This window comes from Pedobacter sp. AW31-3R (assembly GCF_052180285.1).
Taxonomy (GTDB): domain Bacteria; phylum Bacteroidota; class Bacteroidia; order Sphingobacteriales; family Sphingobacteriaceae; genus Pedobacter.
Genome location: NZ_CP197475.1, coordinates 4467905 through 4488671, shown reverse-complemented (window position 1 = coordinate 4488671; position 20767 = coordinate 4467905). Strand labels below are relative to the sequence as shown.

Below are 20767 nucleotides of genomic sequence, written 5' to 3'. Positions count from 1 at the left end.
AGCACCTTCTATATTCAATTACACACAAACTTATATTTTAAATCACCGCATGTTAAGATTCGTACAAAAAAGCAAGTTACAATTGTTACCACAAATTAAATTAAGCGCTTCACTCCTCATTGCACTAAGTAGTGCTGTCCTGTTCACAGGGTGTAACAAAGACAACGGTATCCGTCCGGCAATCGGAAGCATTGGTGTTGCCCCTATTATCCCCGTAACGCCAACAAGCAGTAAGTTTATCAGCAAGGTATTCGACTATCAACCGGCTCCCGCACAGTTTATCAATGAAATAAATGTTGGAAGTCCTGAAGCTGCACAGGCGATTGTTGGCGGCATTAACAAGCTCGTATCTTTAGGAAGCTTCGGAGGTTTTATCGTTTTCGGTTTTGACCACTCTATAGTTAACAAGCCGGGGGCGGATCTTGGGATCCATGGCAATCCTATTCCAGGATGGTCTGAACCTGGGACGGTAATGGTCAGCCAGGATAATAATGGCAACGGTTTGCCGGATGATGAATGGTATGAACTTGCCGGAAGCGAGTATAACGCGCCTACAACAATTAAAAATTACAGGATTACCTATTATAATCCGAAGGGTACTCTGGATGTACCATGGAAGGATAATCAGGGAAAAAATGGTGTAGTGCCGATAAACAGATGGCATACCCATAATTACTATCCATTATTCGCTGCAAATCAGGACAGCATTTCATTTACAGGAACCCGCGTAAGGTCTACTTTCGCTTCCGGTACATCAGCGGCATTGTCATGGGGTTATGCCGATAACCTGTCCACCGGAGATGATTATGCTACAAACGGTTTCAATTCATTTGATATTGACTGGGCAGTGAATAAAAATGGTAAACAGGTTGTCCTGAACACCATTGATTTTGTTAAAGTATATACTGCCCAGAATGAACCTGGAAATGCTTCTTTCGGAGAGATTTCTACTGAAGTAAGAGGTGCGGTAGATTTAAGCATGTCGAAATAAATTACATTAGAATAAATGCAGCCTTTGGGCTGTTTTAAGCCCCTTTTGCAGCCTGCAAAGGGGGCATTTTATTGCTTTTCACTATCCATGGTGCTCTCCAAGTATTTCTTCTCCGATACGATGTACAGTATTTTCATCAAGGACCACATCCAGGCGATCAGCCGTTAGGTCATGCTTATACAGGGGCAAGTCGCCTGCAATGACCTCTTCATCAGGTACCTGTTCCCAGTTTTCCAGCTGTTTATCCTGGCGTACGGCACCTAATATCCCGCCATAATAAATCACTTTGTAATAGCCTTCTTCGGTCGGAAGGATAGTGAGGGTGACTTCATTGTCACCATAACCGATCTTAATATTGAATGCTTTCATACCGCCTAAAACCAGCAGGAAGGGAAAATGTTTGAAAGGTATTTTTCATGGGCTGATTTTGTCCCGGAATTATAGAATTTTATCACAAAATCATGTAAATCTTTGGGCGGGGTATAGGTTATCTTTGGGGAAGAAATAAACGTTATGTCAGCTACACAGAAACTTCAAACCATTACCCTCCCCGTTTTAGGGATGTCCTGTGCAGGATGTGCTTCCAGTGTACAGGCCGTTCTTGGCGTACAGCAGGGAATAGAAAGTGCCGAAGTAAATTATGCCACACAACAGGTCAAAGTGATTTTTGAACCTGGAAAGATACAACCCCAGCAGTTTCAGCTGGCCCTGCAATCTGCCGGATACGACCTTATTCTCGATGAAGTGAACGGGAAAGAGCAGCAGGAAATGGTTCAGGGAAGTCATTACAAGGCTTTGAAAAAGAGAATGGTATTAGCATCAGTACTGACCTTGCCGGTGGTGGTGATAGGAATGTTCTTTATGGATATGCCTTATGCCAATTATTATATGCTGGCTTTAACTGTTCCGGTGCTTTTTGTATTTGGTAAAAACTTCTTCATCAATGCATTCAGGCAGGCCAGACATGGCCGTGCAAATATGGATAGCCTGGTGGCCCTGAGTACGGGAATTGCTTTTTTATTCAGTTTGTTCAATACTTTTTATCCTGAGTTCTGGCACAGTAAAGGCCTCCATCCCCATGTATATTATGAAGCATCAGCGGTGGTGATTGTTTTCATCATGCTGGGAAAATTACTGGAGGAAAATGCCAAGTCAAATACCTCTTCCGCCATAAAAAAACTGATTGGGCTGCAGCCAAAAACTGTTATGCTGATAACTGAAAGCGGAGAGCGTGAGATTACTATTGCCGATGTGCAGGTCGGCGACCGCCTGCTGGTACGTTCCGGGGAAAGAATACCTGTTGATGGTGAGATTGATGAGGGACAGTCATATGTCGATGAAAGTATGCTCAGCGGGGAGCCTGTTGCGGTTGCAAAAGGACCGGGACAAAAGGTGTTTTCCGGAACCATCAATCAGAAGGGAAGTTTCAAATTCAGGGCAGAGAAAGTTGGTGGGGCTACCCTGTTGGCCAGGATCATCCAGCAGGTTCAGGAAGCTCAGGGTTCTAAAGCGCCTGTCCAAAAGCTGGTAGATAAAATTGCTGCAATATTTGTTCCGGTGGTGCTGTTCATTGCTGTACTTACCCTTGGCATATGGTTGCTTTTCGGAGGGGAATACAAACTGAGTCAGGGCTTGCTGGCCATGGTTACTGTGCTGGTCATTGCCTGTCCCTGTGCACTTGGCCTGGCTACCCCAACAGCTATTATGGTGGGTATAGGAAAAGGTGCTGAAAACGGTATATTGATCAAAGATGCAGAAGCCCTGGAATCCGGCCATCAAGTGAATGTGGTTGTGCTCGATAAGACAGGTACGATTACCCAGGGGAAACCTGTGGTCACTGATCTTTTATGGTCTGAAAATGCGCAGAAAAATCTCAGTTATTTATCGGGTATCTTGATGTCAATGGAACAGCGATCAGAACACCCATTGGCTGAAGCGGTAGTTTCTTATCTAAAGTATAACAATAGTGAATCTTTGAATGTATCTGATTTTGAAAGTGTTACAGGTGGAGGTCTTGCTGCTTCTATTGATGGGATAAGCTATTATGCGGGTAATATGAAACTGATGTCAGCTCATAACCTGAAGTTATGCGCCGAATTATCCGCTTTTATGGAACAAAAACAGGAGGAGGCAAAAACCGTGATCTGTTTCGGCTCGGAGAAAGAAATATTTGCTGTCGCAGCCATTGCAGATGAGATCAAAAGTGGCTCTGCAGCGGCAGTTGCTGCACTGGAAAAACAGGGGGTTGAGGTCTATATGTTAACGGGAGATAATGCCTTTACTGCGGCGGCAATTGCGAAGCAGGCGGGCATAAAAAATTACAAAGCGGAAGTACTTCCTGAAGATAAAGCGGCGTTTATTAAAAATCTGCAGGCCGGCAAAAAAACGGTGGCGATGATAGGAGACGGAATCAATGATAGTCTTGCGCTGGCACAAGCTGATGTTTCTATTGCAATGGGTAAGGGTTCGGATATTGCTATTGATGTGGCGGGGATTACCCTGATATCGTCCGACCTGCAGCAGGTTTCCAAAGCATTGCAATTGTCGAAGTGGACGGTGAATACGATCAGGCAAAACCTGTTCTGGGCTTTTATTTATAACCTGATCGGGATACCACTGGCGGCAGGAATACTTTACCCGGTGAACGGATTCCTGTTGAATCCCATGATTGCCGGAGCGGCAATGGCTTTGAGCTCTGTGTCTGTGGTAAGTAACAGTTTACGTCTGAAATGGAAAAAAATCAGCTAATCCGGTATACTTGTATTCCGGTATCGCCGGAATCCATTGCGGTGATCGGATCGCCTGAAGGAAAGAATAATTTAAAATGATACAAATGCAAACATTAAAATTTAAAACGAATATCAAGTGCGGTGCATGTATTGCTACCGTAACACCACATTTAGAAGGTTTAACCGGTTTGAAGAAATGGGAAGTTGATACCCTGGTGGCCGATAAAGTCCTGACCGCAGAAGGCGATACCGCTTCATTAAGCGAACAGATTGTAGATGCGCTGGCTAAAGCCGGTTACAAGGCAGAACGGATCTGATCATGCAGCTTTATGTAAAAAATATGGTATGCGACCGCTGTATTCTCATCGTGAAACAGCAATTGGGCAATCTGGGCTTTGTGACCGATGAAATCTCACTGGGTACCGTAAAAATCCATCCCGATCCTGATCAGCATCAACTCCAGGACATATCCTCTGCTTTTGAGGTATTGGGTTTTGAGCTGATTGACAGGGAAAAAGATAAGCTGGTGGAACAAGTCAAAACCAGCGTGATTAACCTGGTGCATTATTCTGACCTGAATACGCTGAAACAGAGTTTAATGAGTGTTATTGCAGATCAGCTGAATAAGGAGTATAGTTACCTGAGCCGGTTATTTTCAGATGCAGAAGGGATTACTATTGAAAAATATGTCATTCAGCAAAAGATTGAAAAGGTGAAGGAACTGCTGGAATATGGAGAGCTTAACCTTAATGAAATTGCCTTTAAAATGGGATATAGCAGCAGTGCCCATCTCTCTACCCAGTTTAAATCGGTAACTGGGATTTCACCAAGCAAGTATAAACAAGGGACTGCTGTCAACAGAAGACCACTCGACCAGATTAGTCCTGCTCAGGAATAAAAACCTGTTCTGAAAACATCATTAATTCATGCCAATCAACTGCCCGTTACAATGAATCTGCTAAGGTATGTTGTAACGGGTTTTATGGTATAGGAGCTCATTTGTTTTTTCTGATGCCGCCGGATAATAACCTTGTTGCAGTCATAATTTGATATTCTCTCCGTCTTTTTTCTAAAAAAAGCACATTCTTTAAAAAAAAAATATCCGTTTTGACTTTCCGATTGTTATTGTTGCATTGTCCCCCGGGATTTACCTGAATAATTAGATCACATGAAAGCAATTTACAACGGAGAAGTGCTTGCCGAAAGCGATGAAACCATAGTCGTGGAAAATAACCACTACTTCCCTGAGCACTCTTTAAACAAAGTCTATTTCAGTCCTTCTGAAAAACAGACAATCTGTCCATGGAAAGGTTTGGCATCATATTATTCTATCACTGTAAAGGGGAAAGAGAATGCTGATGCCGCATGGTATTACCCTGAGCCCAAAGCAGCAGCTAAAGAAATTAAAAATCATGTAGCCTTCTGGAAAGGTGTAGAAATTACTGGATAAAATGAAAGAATTTGATGCAATTGTAATTGGTGCAGGTCAGGCAGGCGTACCACTGGCAAAAAAACTGGCGATGTCAGGTTTGAAAACGGCCCTTATTGAAAAAAGAGTAGTGGGTGGTACCTGTATAAACGACGGTTGTACCCCGACAAAAGCAATGGTTGCCTCCGCGCGTATGGCCTGGCTGGCAGGACGAAGTGAGGAGCTGGGAATAGAGATTCCTTCCTTTGAAGTGAATTTCAAGACCATTATGGCCCGTAAAACGGAGATCGTTACACAATTCCGTGAAGGAGCTACGGCCGGAGTGGAGAAAACAGAAAACCTTACCCTCGTTTATGGGGAAGCAAAGTTTGTTAACGACAATACCCTCTATGTGAATGGTAAAGATGGAAGCTTTGAGAATTATTCAGCTAAACGTATTTTTATCAATACTGGTGCAAGTCCCTTAATTCCTGAGATTGAAGGCATCACTGAAATTGACTATTTAACCTCGACAACGATTCTTGAATTAAAAGAAATTCCTGAACACCTCGTGATTGTCGGCGGGGGATATATTGGTCTTGAATTTGCACAGATGTTCGCCCGTTTTGGCTCAAAAGTAACACTGTTGGAACGCGGACCACACCTGATGCCAAGAGAAGACGATGATGTCTGTGAAGTGATGACAGAAATCTTCAGGGAAGATGGTATTGAAATCTTTACAGCGGCGGAAGCAAAGAAATTCAGTCAGCAGGCAAACGGCGAAATTGAGGTAACAGTTATTGAAAAAGGAAAGACGGTTAAACACCATTGCAGTCATGTCCTGCTCGCCCTGGGCAGAAAACCACAGACGGTTGCCCTGGGACTTGAAAATACCACTATCAAATGTGATGATGAGGGACACATCACAGTGAATGAATTTCTGGAAACCACGGCTAAAAATGTTTATGCTCTCGGAGATGTGAAAGGTGGGCCTGCATTTACACATATTTCATACAATGATCATATCGTGGTGACCAATAATATCATTGAAAACACGACATTGAGCACCAAAGGCAGAATGGTGCCTTATTGTATTTTTACTGACCCCCAGGTGGGACGAATAGGGATCACAGAAACGGAAGCTAAAGAACAGGGAATCGATTACCTGGTCGCAAAAATTCCGATGAAAAATGTTGCACGTGCCATTGAAACGGCAGAGACCAGGGGTTTTATGAAAGCCGTGGTGGATAAAAAAAGTAAACAAATACTCGGTGCCACGATCATTGGCGAGCAGGGAGGAGAAATTATGACTGTGCTTCAGATGGCCATGATGGGCAAGGTGACGTTTGAAGAAATAAGATTTGCCATTTTTGCCCATCCGCTTTATGCGGAGTCACTCAATAATTTATTCATGTCTATTGCCTAAATGATTAAAGTAGAAAACCTGATCAAGAAGTTCGGAAGCTCCATTGCGGTGAATGACATCAGCTTTGAAGTGGAACAAGGCGAGAACCTTATTTTGCTGGGAACCAGTGGTTGTGGAAAGACAACGACTTTAAGGATGATCAACAGGTTAACAGAACCTGATTCCGGAAGGGTGTATCTCAATGGACAAGATAGCAGTAAACAGCGACCAGAAGAATTGAGACGGGGAATTGGTTATGTATTACAGCACCATGGTCTGTTCCCCCATTATACCGTTGCAGAAAATGTGGCTATCGTTCCGCGGCTGCTGAAGTGGGGGCATGCGGAGATTGAAAAAAGATCGGCAGAATTATTTGAAAAGCTAAATCTTGATCCGGAACTGTCCGACCAGTATCCTTCTGCTTTAAGTGGGGGGCAGCAACAGCGGGTAGGTGTAATCAGGTCATTAATGGTTAATCCACCCTTATTGCTCATGGACGAACCTTTTGGGGCACTGGATAACATCACCCGGGCAGCTATCCGTAAAGAATTCCGGCAGATGGATGAACTGTTGAAAAAAACGATCATTATGGTTACACATGATGTGCAGGAGGCCTTTGAAATGGGAGATAGGATCTGTCTCATGGACCATGGTGAAATTAAACAGATCGGAACACCCGAAGAGCTGCTCTTTCATCCTGAAAATCATTTTGTAGCGGAATTTTTTAAGGAACAACGTCTACAGCTGGAACTGAAGTCTGTAAAGCTGAATGAAGTTTTTGCTGACTTAACGGTGGAAAATATACCTACCGGTGTACAAAGTGGTGATACCACAGAGAACCTGGGGCACCTTTCGGTATGGGACAGCATGGACCAGTTGTTGCAACATCCACAGGGTACCGATCCTGAAGCACTGGAAAACCTGATGCGGGCCTTCGGCAGTTACAAAAGTAAGCTGAACAGGCCTGTCGGCAGTCCTGGTTCTGTGGCAGGAAATTCCCCTAAAGGTGGCAATAATACACTCAAAAGTATTTAAATGGAGCAGACACAAAGTTTCTGGACATTCGTCAGCCAGCAATCTGATAAACTGTGGAGCCAGACCTGGGCACATGTCGGCTTAACCTTAATTTCCTTAATCCTGGCACTGATTATTGCTGTTCCGGCAGGCATCCTTATTGCCCGAAGGAAAAAATTATCTGCCTGGGTACTTGGGTTTGCTGGTATCTTACAAACTATCCCCAGTATTGCCCTGCTGGGTGTAATGATCCCCTTTCTCGGCATCGGGCCGAAGCCTGCAATTCTTGCACTTTTTCTATATGCCCTGTTGCCCATCATCAGAAATACATTTACCGGTATTACCGAGGTTAATCCGGCAGTGGTTGATGCCGCAAGAGGGATGGGCATGAGCAAATGGCAAATACTCACAAGGGTAGAATTTCCCCTTGCTTTCCCTGTTTTGATGGCTGGAATCAGGACTGCCGCGGTGATTAACGTTGGGGTGGCCACGCTGGCCGCGTACATTGCGGCAGGAGGACTGGGAGAATTTATTTTCGGAGGCATTGCCTTGAACAATTCAAATATGATCCTTGCCGGTGCAATTCCAGCAGCATTACTGGCCATCCTTCTCGATTTTTTGCTCTCCCGGGTACAGCAAATCAATTTGAAAAGTATCCGGTTAACCTATGTCATTTTGCCTTTTCTGCTAGTTAGCCTGAGTTCCTTCTATTTGTTGCCTACGCAGATTGGGGGGAGGATGCTGGGTGGATTTACACCTGAATTTATGGGGCGTGAAGATGGGTACCTGGGCTTGAAAAAGATTTACCGGCTGGGGATTGAAACGGTGGTCATCAGCGATGCGGTCATGTATAAAGCTGCTTTCGAGCGAAAACTCGATGTCATCAGCGGTTACAGTACGGATGGGCGTTTAAAAGCGTATGACCTGGTTACACTTAAGGACGACCGACATATCTTTCCGCCTTATTACGCCGCACCCGTGGTTAGGCAAGATGTGTTGGATGCCCATCCGGAACTGGAGGGTATCCTAAACCAACTGTCAGGACAGATCAACGATTCTACCATGACTGCATTGAATTACAAGGTGGACCAGCTGAAGGAGAGTCCGGAAAAGGTGGCCATGGATTTCATGGTCTCGCGGGGTTTGTACCGTCCATATCTTCCGGCTGGGAGGGAAAAGATCCGCATCGGCTCAAAGATTTTTGGCGAACAATATATCCTCGTACAGCTGTATAAAATTCTGATCAGGGGGAATTCCAATTTGGATGTAGAGACAAAAACAGGTCTTGGAGGAACGAAAATATGCTTCGATGCACTGAACAACCACCAGATTGATTTTTATCCCGAATATACGGGAACCGGATTTCTGGTGCTGCTGCAGCCTGGGGAAGAAACCATTAAACGCCTGAACGGCAATACCGGAGAAGTGTACCACTATGTGAGCAGGGAATTCGGCCGGAAATATCAGATGAAATGGCTGAAACCTATCGGCTTTAATAATGCGTATGCCCTGATGATGCGGAGAGAACAGGCACAGAGTTTGCACATCGAATCTATAACAGACTTAACTTACCATCTAAATAAAAATTAATATGTCATTCTGGGAGCAATACTCCGCAGTCAGGAAGCATAGCTTGCTGATCTGTTCAAAACTGGAAAAAGAAGACTACGTGGTACAGCCTGTGGTTGATGTGAGTCCACCGAAATGGCATCTCGGCCATACTACGTGGTTTTTCGAGACCTTCATCCTGATCCCGCGTGCTGCAGGTTACGAAGCTTTTAATGAGAATTACAATTATGTATTTAACAGCTATTATGAAAATGTAGGGGCAAGGGTCATCCGAACCGACCGGGGTAACTTAAGCCGGCCCACGGTGGATGAGGTTTTTCAGTACCGTAGCTATGTAGATGAGGCAATGGAAAAGTTTCTGGAAGCTGAAGTGAGTGCTGAAGTCGCCGAGCTACTGGAACTGGGCTTAAACCATGAACAGCAACACCAGGAATTGTTATGGTATGATATCAAATATATCCTTGGGCACAATCCTCTTTTTCCTGAATATGCGCCAATTACGATAGAAGGGGAAATTGGAAATACCACGCCTGAAAGCTGGATTTCCATCATGGCGGGTGTGTATGAGGTAGGGCACGATGGTGCCGGATTTCATTTTGACAACGAACTTGGGCGGCATCAAACCTATATCCAGGACTTCAGTATTTCCACCAACCTGGTGACGAATGCGGAGTATATGGAATTTATTGCTGCCGGAGGATACACAGATTTCAACCTTTGGCATGCTGAGGCATGGGACTGGATTAGCGCAAATACGGTAAAAGCACCATTATACTGGTATGCCATATCAGGGGAGTGGCAACGCTATAGCCTTTCCGGATTGGAAATTATACGACCTGAAGAGCCAGTCATTCACATCAGTTATTATGAAGCTGCAGCATTTGCACAGTGGAAAGGAATGCGCCTGCCCACAGAATTTGAATGGGAGGTGGCCTCCCCGAAGTTTAGCTGGGGAAAATTGTGGGAGTGGACAGAAAGTGCGTACCTTCCTTATCCTGGTTTTTCCAAGGCCGCAGGCGCGCTTGGTGAATATAATGGCAAGTTCATGGTCAACCAGAAAGTCTTGCGTGGCGCATCGGTAGCCACGCCGGCAAACCACAGCAGGCCTACTTACCGAAATTTTTTCCACCCTAACCTGCGCTGGATGTTCAGCGGCATCAGACTGGCCAAATAAATTATTCCGCTATCATTCTATGGATCAATTTTTAAAAGAGGTATTGCACGACTTAAGTGAAACGCCGAAAAGACTAAATTCAAAATACTTTTACGACGAAAAGGGCGATAAGCTCTTTCAGGAAATCATGAACTGTCCGGAATATTATCCCACGGATTGTGAGATGGAAATCTTCAGGGAGAGAACGGGAGACCTGGCAGTTACGCTTAAAAATGGATTCAACACTTTCGACCTGGTAGAGTTGGGTGCAGGAGATGCGACGAAATCAAGCTACCTGCTGAAAGAACTGATGGATATGCAGGTAGACTTTACCTATATGCCCATAGATATTTCTTCCGGTATGGTCGATTACCTGGAACAGGAGTTACCGCGAAAAATCGACGGACTCAAGGTTCAGGGATTGAACGGGGAATATTTCGAGATGCTGGAAAAAGCAAATGAAATCTCAGGCCGCAAGAAAGTTGTCCTGATGCTGGGAGGCAATATTGGAAATGAAACACCTGAAAATGCACTGGCTTTCTGCCGTAACATCCGTTCTGTACTTCAGGAGGGTGACCTGGTATTGGTTGGTTTCGATCTGAAAAAGAATCCGGGTATTGTCCTCTCGGCTTACAATGACGCTGCGGGTTTTACGAGGGACTTCAATTTGAACCTGCTTCAGCGGATCAATACAGAGCTGGGAGGCAATTTCGATAGGACACAGTTTGAACATTATCCTACTTATGACCCTGCAAGTGGAGCCTGTAAAAGCTATTTGATCAGCAAGAAGGATCAGGTGGTAACCATCTCGGGGCAACAGTTCCATTTCCAGGAAAGTGAGTTCATTTACATGGAAATCTCCCAGAAATATAGTGTAGAAGAAACCGAGCAGATGGCAGGAATATCAGGGTTTAAAACCGTGAACCATTTCTTCGACCATAAAAAATGGTTTGTCGATACGGTCTGGCAATGCATATAAGGGAGACAACCATGCGCATGATCCTATTTTGATTTCGTACCTTTGTGGATACAGGTAGGATCATCAAACAAAGTGGGAGTACGACAGGAAATGCAGACAGAACGATGTGATATTTTGATTTGCGGAGCGGGACTGGCCGGGCTTAGCCTCCTGTACCGTGCCATGAAACTGGGTATCTGGAAAGATAAACATATTATTGTGGTTGACGCTTCTGACAAAAAGGAGAATGACAGGACCTGGTCTTTCTGGAAAAAGGAACGTACAGATTTCGATCACCTGATTCACAGGGAATGGAAAGAACTTTTGTTTTTCAGCCATGAGGGGAATCGCATCCCTCTGGAAAGCGGCGGTTATACGTACAATTCCATTCGGAGCCTTGATTTTTATACCCATGTCCTGTCCTGGTTGGGACAGTTTAAAAACATCAGGTTTGTAAAGGATACCGTTATGGCCATCAATGATGGTGAAAATGGCTGCAGACTTACTACGGAAACCCATATTTACCATTCAACTTACCTCTTCAATTCCCTTTTCAGAAAGCCGGAGTTAAAAAAACAGGAACAATATTTTTTACAACATTTTAAAGGCATCAGGATTAAAATAAATGGTATTGCCCCGGATATGAGGGCGGCCCACCTGATGGATTTCAGGACAGGGCAGGAATATGGTACTACATTCTTTTATACGCTGCCTATCAATGCTGCTGAAATTTTCGTCGAATATACCCTGTTTTCCAAATCGTTACTGCCGGTTGAAGTCTATGATTCCCGTATCCGGGAATATCTTGCCACAGTACTTCAGATCGGTGATTATGAGATCCTGGAATCTGAATTCGGAGTTATCCCTATGACTGACTACCAGTTCCGGAGGTTTGATGGACATATCGTCAATATTGGTACCATCGGAGGAGATACCCGTGCCAGCACTGGGTATACATTTACCAATACGCAGAAAACCATCGGGAAAATCCTTCAGGCCTGGCAAGAAAATGAAGGTCCGTATTTTGTTAAGGAAACGGTCGGACTAAAACAGTATTTGTATGATTCCACCTTGCTTAATGTGCTTGCTGAAGAAAAATATAAGGGATACCAGCTTTTTGGCGACCTGTTTAAACATACGCCTGCATCAGTTATTTTCGCTTTTCTGGATGCGGAGACTTCCATCTTCCAGGATGTGCAGATCATGAAGAGCTTACGCATTCTGCCCTTTCTTAAAGCCTTTTCTGCTGCTGTATTCCGGAATTTTAAGCACTAGCTGAACTCGTTATGCATAGATTATGTTACCTTTAATCCATGCAGGCTACCCATATCTTAAAACCATCTGAAGAATTGCTCACTGCCATAACACAGGATAAAGCGTTCAAATACGAACTACTCATCAGGGAGGTTGAAGAGGCATCCTTACAGATTGCCTATATGTTACAGTTGTACTATTCCAGGGAGAAGGTGAGTGGGGTACATGTTATTCCAGGATCTGTGAAATTTGAGCATCTTCTGAACATTCGTTTAAAAGCAGGATATCGCATTGAGGAATTTAATGCCTGCAGTGCTATAGATACTTTGAATCAAGAGCAGATGATTTTGCATATCGACTGCGATATTGAATGCAAAGCGTTACATCTCAGCGGAGAATACTGGCCGGAGCGTGAACCAGATTAATGTCTATAAAAAAGAGGCTGTATCAAATTAGATGATGCAGCCTTTTTTATTTTAATAAGTTTTGTACCATCTCTGGACACCAACGCGTTCATTTGCATTTTAGTCATCTGATTTTGAAAAAGGTCAATGAAACAGCTCTTTTAGGCTGCTTTTTTTCTGATATTTTGTGCAATTGCGAGTAAGCCCCATTCGATGGCCACTTTTTCCTTTCCACGGAGCCTAAAGCGGCGGAACCCGTGGTTCTGTTTGATATTTCCGAAGACAGGTTCTACATCATAACATCGTTTCTTTCGCCGCTGTATTCCTTCTTCGCTGTTCAGCTTTTCGAATGCGTTTTGCTTAAGCCTGTTCAGGTTTTCATTGATTTCAATGATGCGGTTCTCTTTTGATTTATGGCAAACTGCTCTCATAGGACAGTTTTCACAATTCCTTGCCTGGTATCTTTTAAGGGTTTGCTTAAAGCCTGTTGTCGTCTTTTTTGTGTAAGACCCGATTGACAGCATTTGCTGGCCCATTGGGCAGATATAACAATCCTGCTGCTGGTTATAAAAAAGCTTGTCTGCCCCAAAAGGAGATTTGCTGTTGTACTTACCCTTCTGCTGTTTATCGAACATGCCATATTTCACAAAAGCCTCAACTTTCTGATCTTCCAGCAGTTGGTAGTTTTCCTCAGAACCATAGCCTGCATCTGCTGTAAGTTTCTTTGGTGCTTTTCCAAAGCTGCTTACGTGTTGTTCCAGGTGGATCTTCAGGGTAGTCGTGTCGGTTGGGTTGGGATGTATCGTGTAATTGACGATAAACTGGTTAGAGGTAGATATCTGTACATTATAGCCGGGCTTCAGCTGTCCGTTTTTCATGTGGTCTTCTTTCATCCGCATGAAAGTAGCATCTGTATCTGTCTTGCTATAACTGTTTCTCTCGCCCAAAATAGCCTCCTGAGCTTCATATCTGGCTATATTCTGCGGATAATTTTTAGTTACATAATTTAGCTTATCCTTCACTTTCTTGTCTATATCTTTCCGCCCGGCAAGCTTTTCATTCAGCTGCTCTACAGCTTGCTTTACCTTCTCACTATCAATCTGTTTAAAATCAGGCGGCTCAGGCATCTTGTCTTCATCACTGGCCACCTGTTGCGCATATTCCCAAATGTGGGTCAGCTGCTTTTTCATTTTTTCCTTATTGGTCTGAATGGATTTCTTCCAGACAAAAGTGTACCTGTTGGCACTAGCTTCGATCTTAGTCCCGTCGGTATTGATTTCCTCAATGCTTAATAAGCCTTCAGCGGCAAGTAGTTTTACCACATCCTCAAATACACTGCGAAGGGCATGTTTCAGGCGTACACCCCGGAAACGGTTGATGGTATTGTGATCTGGGTAGCTCATGGAGCTCAGCCACATAAAGTAGATGCTTTCACGGCAAGCGGCAGCCAGCTTACGGCTCGAATAGATATTGGTGAGATAACCATAAACCAGAACTTTAAGCAAAAGTTGGGGATGATAGCTGGAACTGCCTTTAATGTGGTAGGCTTTTAGAAGAGGTTCTATACTAATCTTATTAATCACCTCATTTACAACTCTAACAGGATGGGAATCAGGAATTAATTCATCAAGAGTGGGCGGGATGGCAAGAATCTGCTGTTGGTTATAGGGCTTAAATACGGGTTCTCTGATTGCCATATCTAGTGTGTTTTAATACATTAAATATATGAAAATCAAATAATTGTGTCAATAGTGCTGCGAAAAAATGTTATAAAAAATAAGCAGAGACAGAAGCTATAAATAAAAAAAGAGGCTGATCATGATTTATGATACAGCCTCTTCTTATTGATGTGTCGATTATCTTAAGATATCAAGTTCAGCTTAGAATAAAGAGAACTCAACCCTTCTGTTTTGCTGACGACCAGCAGCAGTTTTGTTGGTTGCAATTGGTTGGTTTGGACCATAACCTGTTGCTTCAATTGTAGAAGGATTAGCACCCTGAGATACAAGGTATGCTTTTACCGCTTCTGCTCTGTCTTTCGATAAACGTAAGTTTAAAGCCATTGAACCCGTATTATCCGTGTGACCTGCCAATTTCAGGCTGAAGTTTTTCTCTACCAATAAGGCAGCTACACGGTTTAATGTTGGATAAGATTTCGCTTTGATTGTAGCTTTACCCAAGTCAAACTCTAAGTTTGAAATCGCTTCACCTACTACCTTACGGTCTGCTTCAGTAATGATTACTTTCTCTGTAACTACTGGTTTAGGCGTTTTCAAAGGACAACCTGCACCGTCTACAACTGTGTTGGCAGGAGTTCCAGGGCATTTATCAAATTTGTTAGCCACACCGTCCATATCGTCATCACCCATATCTTTCGCATATTGTTCCTGATCTCTCAGTCTGTTTTGCTCTGAAGTAGACAATGCTCTTCTTAACTCTGCGCTTTCTGCTGCACTTTCTTCACGAATTGCTGCAATAGGGCTGAAGTTTTGTAACTGTGATGTTCCTTTTTTACCCAAGGCAATCTCCACACCGGCATGTGCATAAGAGAACCTGTCGTTAGCAGCACCAGCAACACCATCAAAGTTGTTGTCTTTCATGAAGCTTACGGTATAACCCAAATCGATGTTCACCCCTTTGGATACACCTAGTTTGAAACCTGCTCCAACCGGTACGAACCAGTTTTCAGTGTAACCTGTGCTTGCTCCACCAGGAGTGTTGGTCACATTTGCACTTGATGACATGTAACCCGCACCTGCAGTTAAATATGGTGAAAGGATGTTACGTTTTTGGTTTAAGCTTAAGTTCGCTACTGTAAAATTTGCGCTTAAAGCTGCTGACCAATCAATACGTGTTTCGAAGCTGCTGTTATCTTGTGCAGCAGATGGAGAAGGCAGAGCATTTGATCTGAATCCTTTTACTTTACCAGCAAGGAAGTCTGCCTGGATACCAAATCCCGGAACAATTTGTTTCTTAATATAACCTCCGTAACCCCAGCTCTCTTGTGGAGTAGCGAAGTCGCCGTTAGCCCTGTTGTTGAATGGTGTGTAGTGCGTGAGCATCCCTCCGTTTAGTCCGATAGACCAGGTACGGAAATCTTTTTTATCAAAACGTTTAGTCGTGTCCGAGTTTATGTCCTGAGCGAATAGTGAGCCTGATAATCCTACTAAGGATAAGATCAAAGCCGATTTTGTAATTTTCGAATTCATGTTCGTAAATGTTAGATATTAAATTAACCAGTTCATCACTGATTTCACTGAGTACATGTAATAATCTTGCCAAAGCGTTTTTTTGAAAATAATTGCGTAAAATCAGCTGTTAATGAGCTTGTTGTGTTTGGTATTGTCTTTTTGGCAAATACTGACTTTTGAACTGTTATGTTCAAAATAGTGTATAGTTTACCATACATTCTGGGGAATTCAGCCCTTTTTGAGTTTAATATTTCTGCATTATTATCACTGGAATGTGACGCAGTAAGGCCACTATATATTCCAATTGTTTAGCTTTTGACTTGAAAAACTAAATCAAAATAATGTTGGTTAGCAACTTTATCTGATTATTTTTATAGATTATAATTTTTTGCAATACCTAATGCATTTGAATGAGCTACCTTATGAAGAATACAACTCCCATTGATCTGACCAACTGTGACAAAGAGCCTATCCACATCCCCGGAAGAATACAGTCGCATGGTTTTATGGTCGCTATACACCACCAAACCTTAACTATTACCTATATCAGTAGCAACAGCTCAGAATTTTTGCCCTCCCTTACAAAAGATATCCTTGGACTTTCCATTGCCGAAGTGGAGCCATTATTAGCCTTGAATACTGGAGAAGGGCAACTCTTGCAGTTGCTTAAGCTGGGAGCAGCACAGCAGAATTTTGAGACGATTAATCCATATCCCATTAAAATCAACGGAAATGAGTATTACTTAATCATTTCGGTCTCTGGCCCTGAATTTCTGCTGGAATTCGAACCGGTAACCATACAATATGATATCCAGAACCTTATTGGAAAATCGGTATCCGAAATTCTGGCGGGCAAAGACCTACAATCTTTACTGAACAATACCGCTAAGGGAATTAAAGATATTATTCATTACGACAGGGTAATGATCTATAAATTTCTGGAGGATGGCCATGGTGAAGTCATCTCAGAAGTTAAAAATGAAGAGCTTGAATCATTTTATGGCTTGCATTACCCTGCGTCTGACATCCCCAAACAGGCACGGGAATTATATAAACTAAACTATACACGCATTATCGCGGATGTAAGTTCAGTGAGTGCCGACATCCTGACCTATCAGGAAGATATCCCGCTGGATCTGACCCATGCTGTTTTAAGGGCAGTTTCACCTATACACATCCAGTACCTGAAAAATATGGGCGTTGAATCGAGCTTCAGTATTTCACTGCTGCTTGACGGAGAATTATGGGGTTTGATTGCCTGTCATAATTATAGCCCAAAGTTTATTGATTATAAGGCCAGGGAAGCTGCCAAACTGATTGGTAAAATTGTTTCTTCTGCCCTGGAATATAGAGAAGAGGAAGAAGAGTCTGATAAAAACAGCCAATACCTGGCTGCCTTGAACGGAATAAATTTACAACTGACCAAGGATGGAGAACTGCATGCCGCCTTAACCGGTAAGGAGTATTCCTTGAAGGATATTATAGGGGCAACAGGTGTGGCTGTATTATTTGAGAATGAGATTTCCACTAAAGGAAAAACACCGCAAACTGCACAGTTGACAGAGCTGTTTAACTGGCTTAAAATTACTATGCATGATGGGGTGTATTATACGCACCGCTTGCCCGAGGTATATCCACCTGCTAAGGCCTTCAAGGAAATTGGTAGTGGAATTATTGCTTGTATGATTTCCAGGGATATGTCTGAAATGGTGGTGTGGTTTAAGCCGGAACAGATTACTACTATAAAATGGGCCGGAGATCCCAATAAACCAGTCGTGATCTCTCCTGATGGATTGATGAACCTTTCTCCGCGCAACTCATTTGAAACCTGGTCGGAAATGGTGGAACATACCGCAGTAAAGTGGACGAAGGCAGAGATTTCCAATGTGATTAAAATAAGGGAGAGAATCCTCAGTGCCATTCATAAAAAGGCCGGGGAAATAAGGATGCTGAATGAACGTTTGAAAAGGGCATATGAGGAATTGGATACATTTAGCTACACAATATCCCATGATTTGCGCACCCCACTTACTTCCATAAAGAGTTATGCAGAACTGATATTATTTTCCAACAAGTCACTCGACGAACAGGGAAGGCAACAATTGTCGAGGGTTGTGGCCGGAGCAGATAAAATGGCCTTCCTGATCAATGAAATCCTGAAGCTTGCCAGAATGGGCAGAATGGAAGTGGAAATGGATAAACTTGACATGGATCACCTGATTAAAGACGCCTCAGCCGAAGTGCTGGCCGCGCAGAAGGCTGACCATGTTGCTGTAGTGCTGAAGGATTTACCAGCTATTAAAGGTTCACAGGTGCTTATTTTACAGGTGTTTACAAATATCATTGGCAATGCTGTAAAATACAGTGCACATGCGGATCGTCCTGAAGTCGTTATTGAAGGGTTGGAAACGGATGATGAGATCGTTTACAGCATTCGTGATAATGGGATTGGAATTGCCCCCAACCATCAGGATAAAGTATACGAACTTTTTAAAAGAATGGACAATGTCAAAGCTTATGAAGGGACCGGCGTGGGACTGGCCATTGTTAAACGTATTGTTGAAAAACACGATGCCCGGATATGGTTTGAAAGTGAGCTGAAAGTTGGCACAGTATTTTACATAGCTTTCAAAAAATAGTTATGGTGATGTCTCCCGATATATTTTATGTAGAAGATGATCCTGATTTTGCATTTATCATGCAATATGCAGTGAAAGAGGTGAAAGAAGATTTAACGGTTGGAATTGTAGAGGATGGAGATGCTGCCATCAGTACCTTACAACGGTTTTCTGATGAAAAACACCGGCCGAAGCTGATTCTTGTTGATTTGAATTTACCGGGTATGTCGGGGCTCGACCTGGTGAAAAAGATCAAGGAAATGCCTTTTTTTAAATATGTTCCGGTTATCCTGTTCTCTACTTCAGATGATACAAACGACGTAAAGTCTTCTTTGGAAAGCGGGGCAAATGCATTTTTAACGAAACCCAACGGATACAATAACCTGCTGACCTGTATGCAGTCGTTATATGATTTCTGGTTCACACAAAACCGCAATGTGCTCTAGTGCACATTGCGGTTTCCAGCTTTCTCTGATGGGTTAAAGCTCAAATACTTCTCCTTTTTCAGGAATCGTGACCCGGTAACCATTTTCTGTAATGGCATCTGCCAGGCTCTTCAGACTTTTCTCTTCTCCGTGAACCAGGAATACACGTTTTAATTGCCGAACATCCTGATTTTTGATGTTATTCAATAAGTCATCATGGTCTCCATGTCCGCTCAGTAAATCCGTTTGTTTAATGGTTGCAAAAACCATCAGGTCGCGGTTACGCAGCCGAACAATAGGGTCTCCACGTAGTAGCCTGTTTCCCAGCGTTCCTTTGGCACAATAACCGATGAACAGGATGGTGCAATAGTAATTCTGTATGTTATAGAATAAATGGTCCTGGATCCGTCCCCCTTCCAGCATCCCTGCTGAAGAGATGATGATGCAGGGTTCATGGTAATTTGATATGGATACACTTTCCCTCTTGTCCTGTACATAGGAGAGTTCTTCGAATTCAAATTCATCTCCTTTTTTACGGTAAAACTCCTGTGAATCGGCATTGAGCAAATGGTGGTGTTTGCGATAGACTTCTGTGGCAAGACCTGCCAGGGGACTGTCGACGAATATTTTTACCGCTGGGAGTAAGCCTTCGCTGAAAATCTTATTTAAGGAATACACCAGGGCCTGGGTCCTGCCAATGCTGAAGGCCGGGATGATTAATCTCCCCGGGAACTTGATACAGGTCTCATTGATAGTTTCCACCAGCTTTTGCTCAATGGTCATTTCCCTGCTGTGCAGCCGGCCTCCATAGGTAGATTCTGAAACTAAATAATCCACCGCCGGAAGAGTTTGCGGATCGACCAGCACCGGATAATTTTTCCTTCCGATATCCCCTGTAAAGGCAATCTTTTTCTCTTTACCCTTGTCCATTATCCTGAGAACTACCGCTGCAGCTCCGAGTAAATGTCCTACCGGCACAAAGAGAAGGGATACTTCCTCATTGATCCTGAATTCCCGATCAAAAGATATGGTAACGAAACGCTCCATTGTATCCATCACATGTTTGTGCAGGTAGAGTGGTGGAGGCCCGGAATGACCTCTCTTACCTTTGGAACGTTTGTTTTGTTTACCCAGGAAAATATTGACAGAATCCATTAGGAGCAATTCTGTAAGATCGGCAGTAGGTGGTGTACATAGGATTTGCCCCCTGAAACCCATTCTTACCAGGGTCGGTAAGTTACCGGAATGGTCTATGTGGGCATGTGTTAAAATAACAACGTCTATGTCAGAAGGAAAAAATGGGAAATACTGATTTTCCTGCTGAAAGGTTTCTTTCTCATAATCCAGTCCACAGTCGATCAGAATTTTATAATTGTCCAATTCGAGCAGATGCATACTTCCTGTAACCTGTCTTGCTGCTCCCCAAATCGTTAAGTTCATTTATTCATGTTTTTCAATAGGTGATCGGTATTTTTTGGAGAGAAAGTATTTGGAAGATTCAGCTGATGATAAATTGTATATTTCTAATGATTAGAGTCGTATATATCTTACCATCTCCCAAATAATGACGCCAATGAATAGCAAGTTATCAATTATTAATCAATGTCCTGTCGGAATTGATAAAAATGAACCTTGAAAACAGGTAATA

General features: G+C 43.2%; 18 protein-coding genes. 14 read left to right on the top strand and 4 right to left on the bottom strand.

Annotation, left to right across the window (positions count from 1 at the left end):
* Positions 1 to 49 precede the first annotated feature (49 nt).
* Complete coding sequence (locus ACSBL2_RS18460) at positions 50 to 991, top strand: PKD domain-containing protein (RefSeq protein WP_442588030.1); 942 nt, start codon at positions 50 to 52, stop codon at positions 989 to 991.
* Between the two features lie 81 nt (positions 992 to 1072).
* On the opposite strand, the gene ACSBL2_RS18455 is transcribed toward ACSBL2_RS18460, so the two are convergent.
* Positions 1073 to 1360, bottom strand: coding sequence for a hypothetical protein (locus tag ACSBL2_RS18455; protein ID WP_442588029.1), 288 nt, complete (start codon positions 1358 to 1360; stop codon positions 1073 to 1075).
* Between the two features lie 144 nt (positions 1361 to 1504).
* On the opposite strand from ACSBL2_RS18455, the gene ACSBL2_RS18450 reads away from it, so the two are divergent.
* The 11 genes from ACSBL2_RS18450 to ACSBL2_RS18400 all read left to right on the top strand — a co-directional run bounded on the left by ACSBL2_RS18450 (position 1505) and on the right by ACSBL2_RS18400 (position 12906).
* The gene (locus ACSBL2_RS18450) at positions 1505 to 3739 is read left to right on the top strand and encodes a heavy metal translocating P-type ATPase (RefSeq protein WP_442588028.1); all 2235 of its coding nucleotides are present in this window, start codon (positions 1505 to 1507) and stop codon (positions 3737 to 3739) included.
* A gap of 85 nt (positions 3740 to 3824) precedes the next feature.
* Positions 3825 to 4037 (top strand): heavy-metal-associated domain-containing protein, encoded by a 213-nt coding sequence (locus tag ACSBL2_RS18445; RefSeq protein ID WP_442588027.1) that lies wholly within the window; start codon positions 3825 to 3827, stop codon positions 4035 to 4037.
* A 2-nt stretch (positions 4038 to 4039) separates the two neighbouring features.
* Complete coding sequence (locus ACSBL2_RS18440; RefSeq protein ID WP_442588026.1) at positions 4040 to 4618, top strand: helix-turn-helix domain-containing protein; 579 nt, start codon at positions 4040 to 4042, stop codon at positions 4616 to 4618.
* Positions 4619 to 4888: 270 nt separating this feature from the next.
* Positions 4889 to 5170, top strand: coding sequence for a DUF427 domain-containing protein (locus ACSBL2_RS18435; RefSeq protein ID WP_442588025.1), 282 nt, complete (start codon positions 4889 to 4891; stop codon positions 5168 to 5170).
* A 1-nt stretch (position 5171) separates the two neighbouring features.
* On the top strand, positions 5172 to 6554 hold the full coding sequence (locus tag ACSBL2_RS18430; protein WP_442588024.1) for a mercuric reductase: 1383 nt from the start codon (positions 5172 to 5174) through the stop codon (positions 6552 to 6554).
* On the top strand, positions 6555 to 7568 hold the full coding sequence (locus ACSBL2_RS18425; protein WP_442588023.1) for an ABC transporter ATP-binding protein: 1014 nt from the start codon (positions 6555 to 6557) through the stop codon (positions 7566 to 7568). It abuts the gene before it with no gap.
* Entirely contained in the window at positions 7569 to 9137 is a 1569-nt protein-coding gene (locus ACSBL2_RS18420) for an ABC transporter permease/substrate-binding protein (RefSeq protein ID WP_442588022.1), read from the top strand. It abuts the gene before it with no gap.
* Position 9138: 1 nt separating this feature from the next.
* Complete coding sequence (gene egtB, locus ACSBL2_RS18415) at positions 9139 to 10290, top strand: ergothioneine biosynthesis protein EgtB (RefSeq protein WP_442588021.1); 1152 nt, start codon at positions 9139 to 9141, stop codon at positions 10288 to 10290.
* 19 nt (positions 10291 to 10309) lie between these two features.
* Complete coding sequence (locus ACSBL2_RS18410; RefSeq protein WP_442588020.1) at positions 10310 to 11248, top strand: L-histidine N(alpha)-methyltransferase; 939 nt, start codon at positions 10310 to 10312, stop codon at positions 11246 to 11248.
* A 72-nt stretch (positions 11249 to 11320) separates the two neighbouring features.
* Positions 11321 to 12502, top strand: a complete 1182-nt coding sequence (locus ACSBL2_RS18405; RefSeq protein WP_442588019.1) for a lycopene cyclase family protein — start codon at positions 11321 to 11323, stop codon at positions 12500 to 12502.
* A 38-nt stretch (positions 12503 to 12540) separates the two neighbouring features.
* Positions 12541 to 12906: a hypothetical protein gene (locus ACSBL2_RS18400; RefSeq protein ID WP_442588018.1), complete on the top strand. Its 366-nt coding sequence runs from the start codon at positions 12541 to 12543 to the stop codon at positions 12904 to 12906.
* A 140-nt stretch (positions 12907 to 13046) separates the two neighbouring features.
* Here ACSBL2_RS18400 and ACSBL2_RS18395 read toward each other — a convergent pair whose 3' ends face one another.
* Together ACSBL2_RS18395 and ACSBL2_RS18390 are read right to left on the bottom strand one after the other, a co-directional pair.
* Entirely contained in the window at positions 13047 to 14582 is a 1536-nt protein-coding gene (locus tag ACSBL2_RS18395) for an IS1182 family transposase (RefSeq protein ID WP_442587581.1), read from the bottom strand.
* A 183-nt stretch (positions 14583 to 14765) separates the two neighbouring features.
* The gene (locus ACSBL2_RS18390; protein ID WP_442588017.1) at positions 14766 to 16094 is read right to left on the bottom strand and encodes an OmpA family protein; all 1329 of its coding nucleotides are present in this window, start codon (positions 16092 to 16094) and stop codon (positions 14766 to 14768) included.
* Positions 16095 to 16498: 404 nt separating this feature from the next.
* Here ACSBL2_RS18390 and ACSBL2_RS18385 point away from each other — a divergent pair, with 404 nt between their 5' ends.
* Together ACSBL2_RS18385 and ACSBL2_RS18380 are read left to right on the top strand one after the other, a co-directional pair.
* Positions 16499 to 18715 carry an ATP-binding protein gene (locus ACSBL2_RS18385; protein ID WP_442588016.1) on the top strand — a complete coding sequence of 739 codons (2217 nt, stop codon included), beginning with the start codon at positions 16499 to 16501 and terminating at the stop codon, positions 18713 to 18715.
* An 8-nt stretch (positions 18716 to 18723) separates the two neighbouring features.
* Positions 18724 to 19140, top strand: a complete 417-nt coding sequence (locus ACSBL2_RS18380) for a response regulator (RefSeq protein ID WP_442588015.1) — start codon at positions 18724 to 18726, stop codon at positions 19138 to 19140.
* A 33-nt stretch (positions 19141 to 19173) separates the two neighbouring features.
* Here ACSBL2_RS18380 and ACSBL2_RS18375 read toward each other — a convergent pair whose 3' ends face one another.
* Complete coding sequence (locus ACSBL2_RS18375) at positions 19174 to 20559, bottom strand: MBL fold metallo-hydrolase (protein ID WP_442588014.1); 1386 nt, start codon at positions 20557 to 20559, stop codon at positions 19174 to 19176.
* Positions 20560 to 20767 lie beyond the last annotated feature (208 nt).

Coding starts and splice junctions, on each gene's coding strand:
- ACSBL2_RS18460 (WP_442588030.1), top strand. CDS start 50: ATGTTAAGATTCGTACAAAAAAGCAAGTTACAATTGTTACCACAAATT.
- ACSBL2_RS18455 (WP_442588029.1), bottom strand. CDS start 1,360: ATGAAAGCATTCAATATTAAGATCGGTTATGGTGACAATGAAGTCACC.
- ACSBL2_RS18450 (WP_442588028.1), top strand. CDS start 1,505: ATGTCAGCTACACAGAAACTTCAAACCATTACCCTCCCCGTTTTAGGG.
- ACSBL2_RS18445 (WP_442588027.1), top strand. CDS start 3,825: ATGCAAACATTAAAATTTAAAACGAATATCAAGTGCGGTGCATGTATT.
- ACSBL2_RS18440 (WP_442588026.1), top strand. CDS start 4,040: ATGCAGCTTTATGTAAAAAATATGGTATGCGACCGCTGTATTCTCATC.
- ACSBL2_RS18435 (WP_442588025.1), top strand. CDS start 4,889: ATGAAAGCAATTTACAACGGAGAAGTGCTTGCCGAAAGCGATGAAACC.
- ACSBL2_RS18430 (WP_442588024.1), top strand. CDS start 5,172: ATGAAAGAATTTGATGCAATTGTAATTGGTGCAGGTCAGGCAGGCGTA.
- ACSBL2_RS18425 (WP_442588023.1), top strand. CDS start 6,555: ATGATTAAAGTAGAAAACCTGATCAAGAAGTTCGGAAGCTCCATTGCG.
- ACSBL2_RS18420 (WP_442588022.1), top strand. CDS start 7,569: ATGGAGCAGACACAAAGTTTCTGGACATTCGTCAGCCAGCAATCTGAT.
- egtB (WP_442588021.1), top strand. CDS start 9,139: ATGTCATTCTGGGAGCAATACTCCGCAGTCAGGAAGCATAGCTTGCTG.
- ACSBL2_RS18410 (WP_442588020.1), top strand. CDS start 10,310: ATGGATCAATTTTTAAAAGAGGTATTGCACGACTTAAGTGAAACGCCG.
- ACSBL2_RS18400 (WP_442588018.1), top strand. CDS start 12,541: ATGCAGGCTACCCATATCTTAAAACCATCTGAAGAATTGCTCACTGCC.
- ACSBL2_RS18395 (WP_442587581.1), bottom strand. CDS start 14,582: ATGGCAATCAGAGAACCCGTATTTAAGCCCTATAACCAACAGCAGATT.
- ACSBL2_RS18390 (WP_442588017.1), bottom strand. CDS start 16,094: ATGAATTCGAAAATTACAAAATCGGCTTTGATCTTATCCTTAGTAGGA.
- ACSBL2_RS18385 (WP_442588016.1), top strand. CDS start 16,499: ATGAAGAATACAACTCCCATTGATCTGACCAACTGTGACAAAGAGCCT.
- ACSBL2_RS18380 (WP_442588015.1), top strand. CDS start 18,724: ATGTCTCCCGATATATTTTATGTAGAAGATGATCCTGATTTTGCATTT.
- ACSBL2_RS18375 (WP_442588014.1), bottom strand. CDS start 20,559: ATGAACTTAACGATTTGGGGAGCAGCAAGACAGGTTACAGGAAGTATG.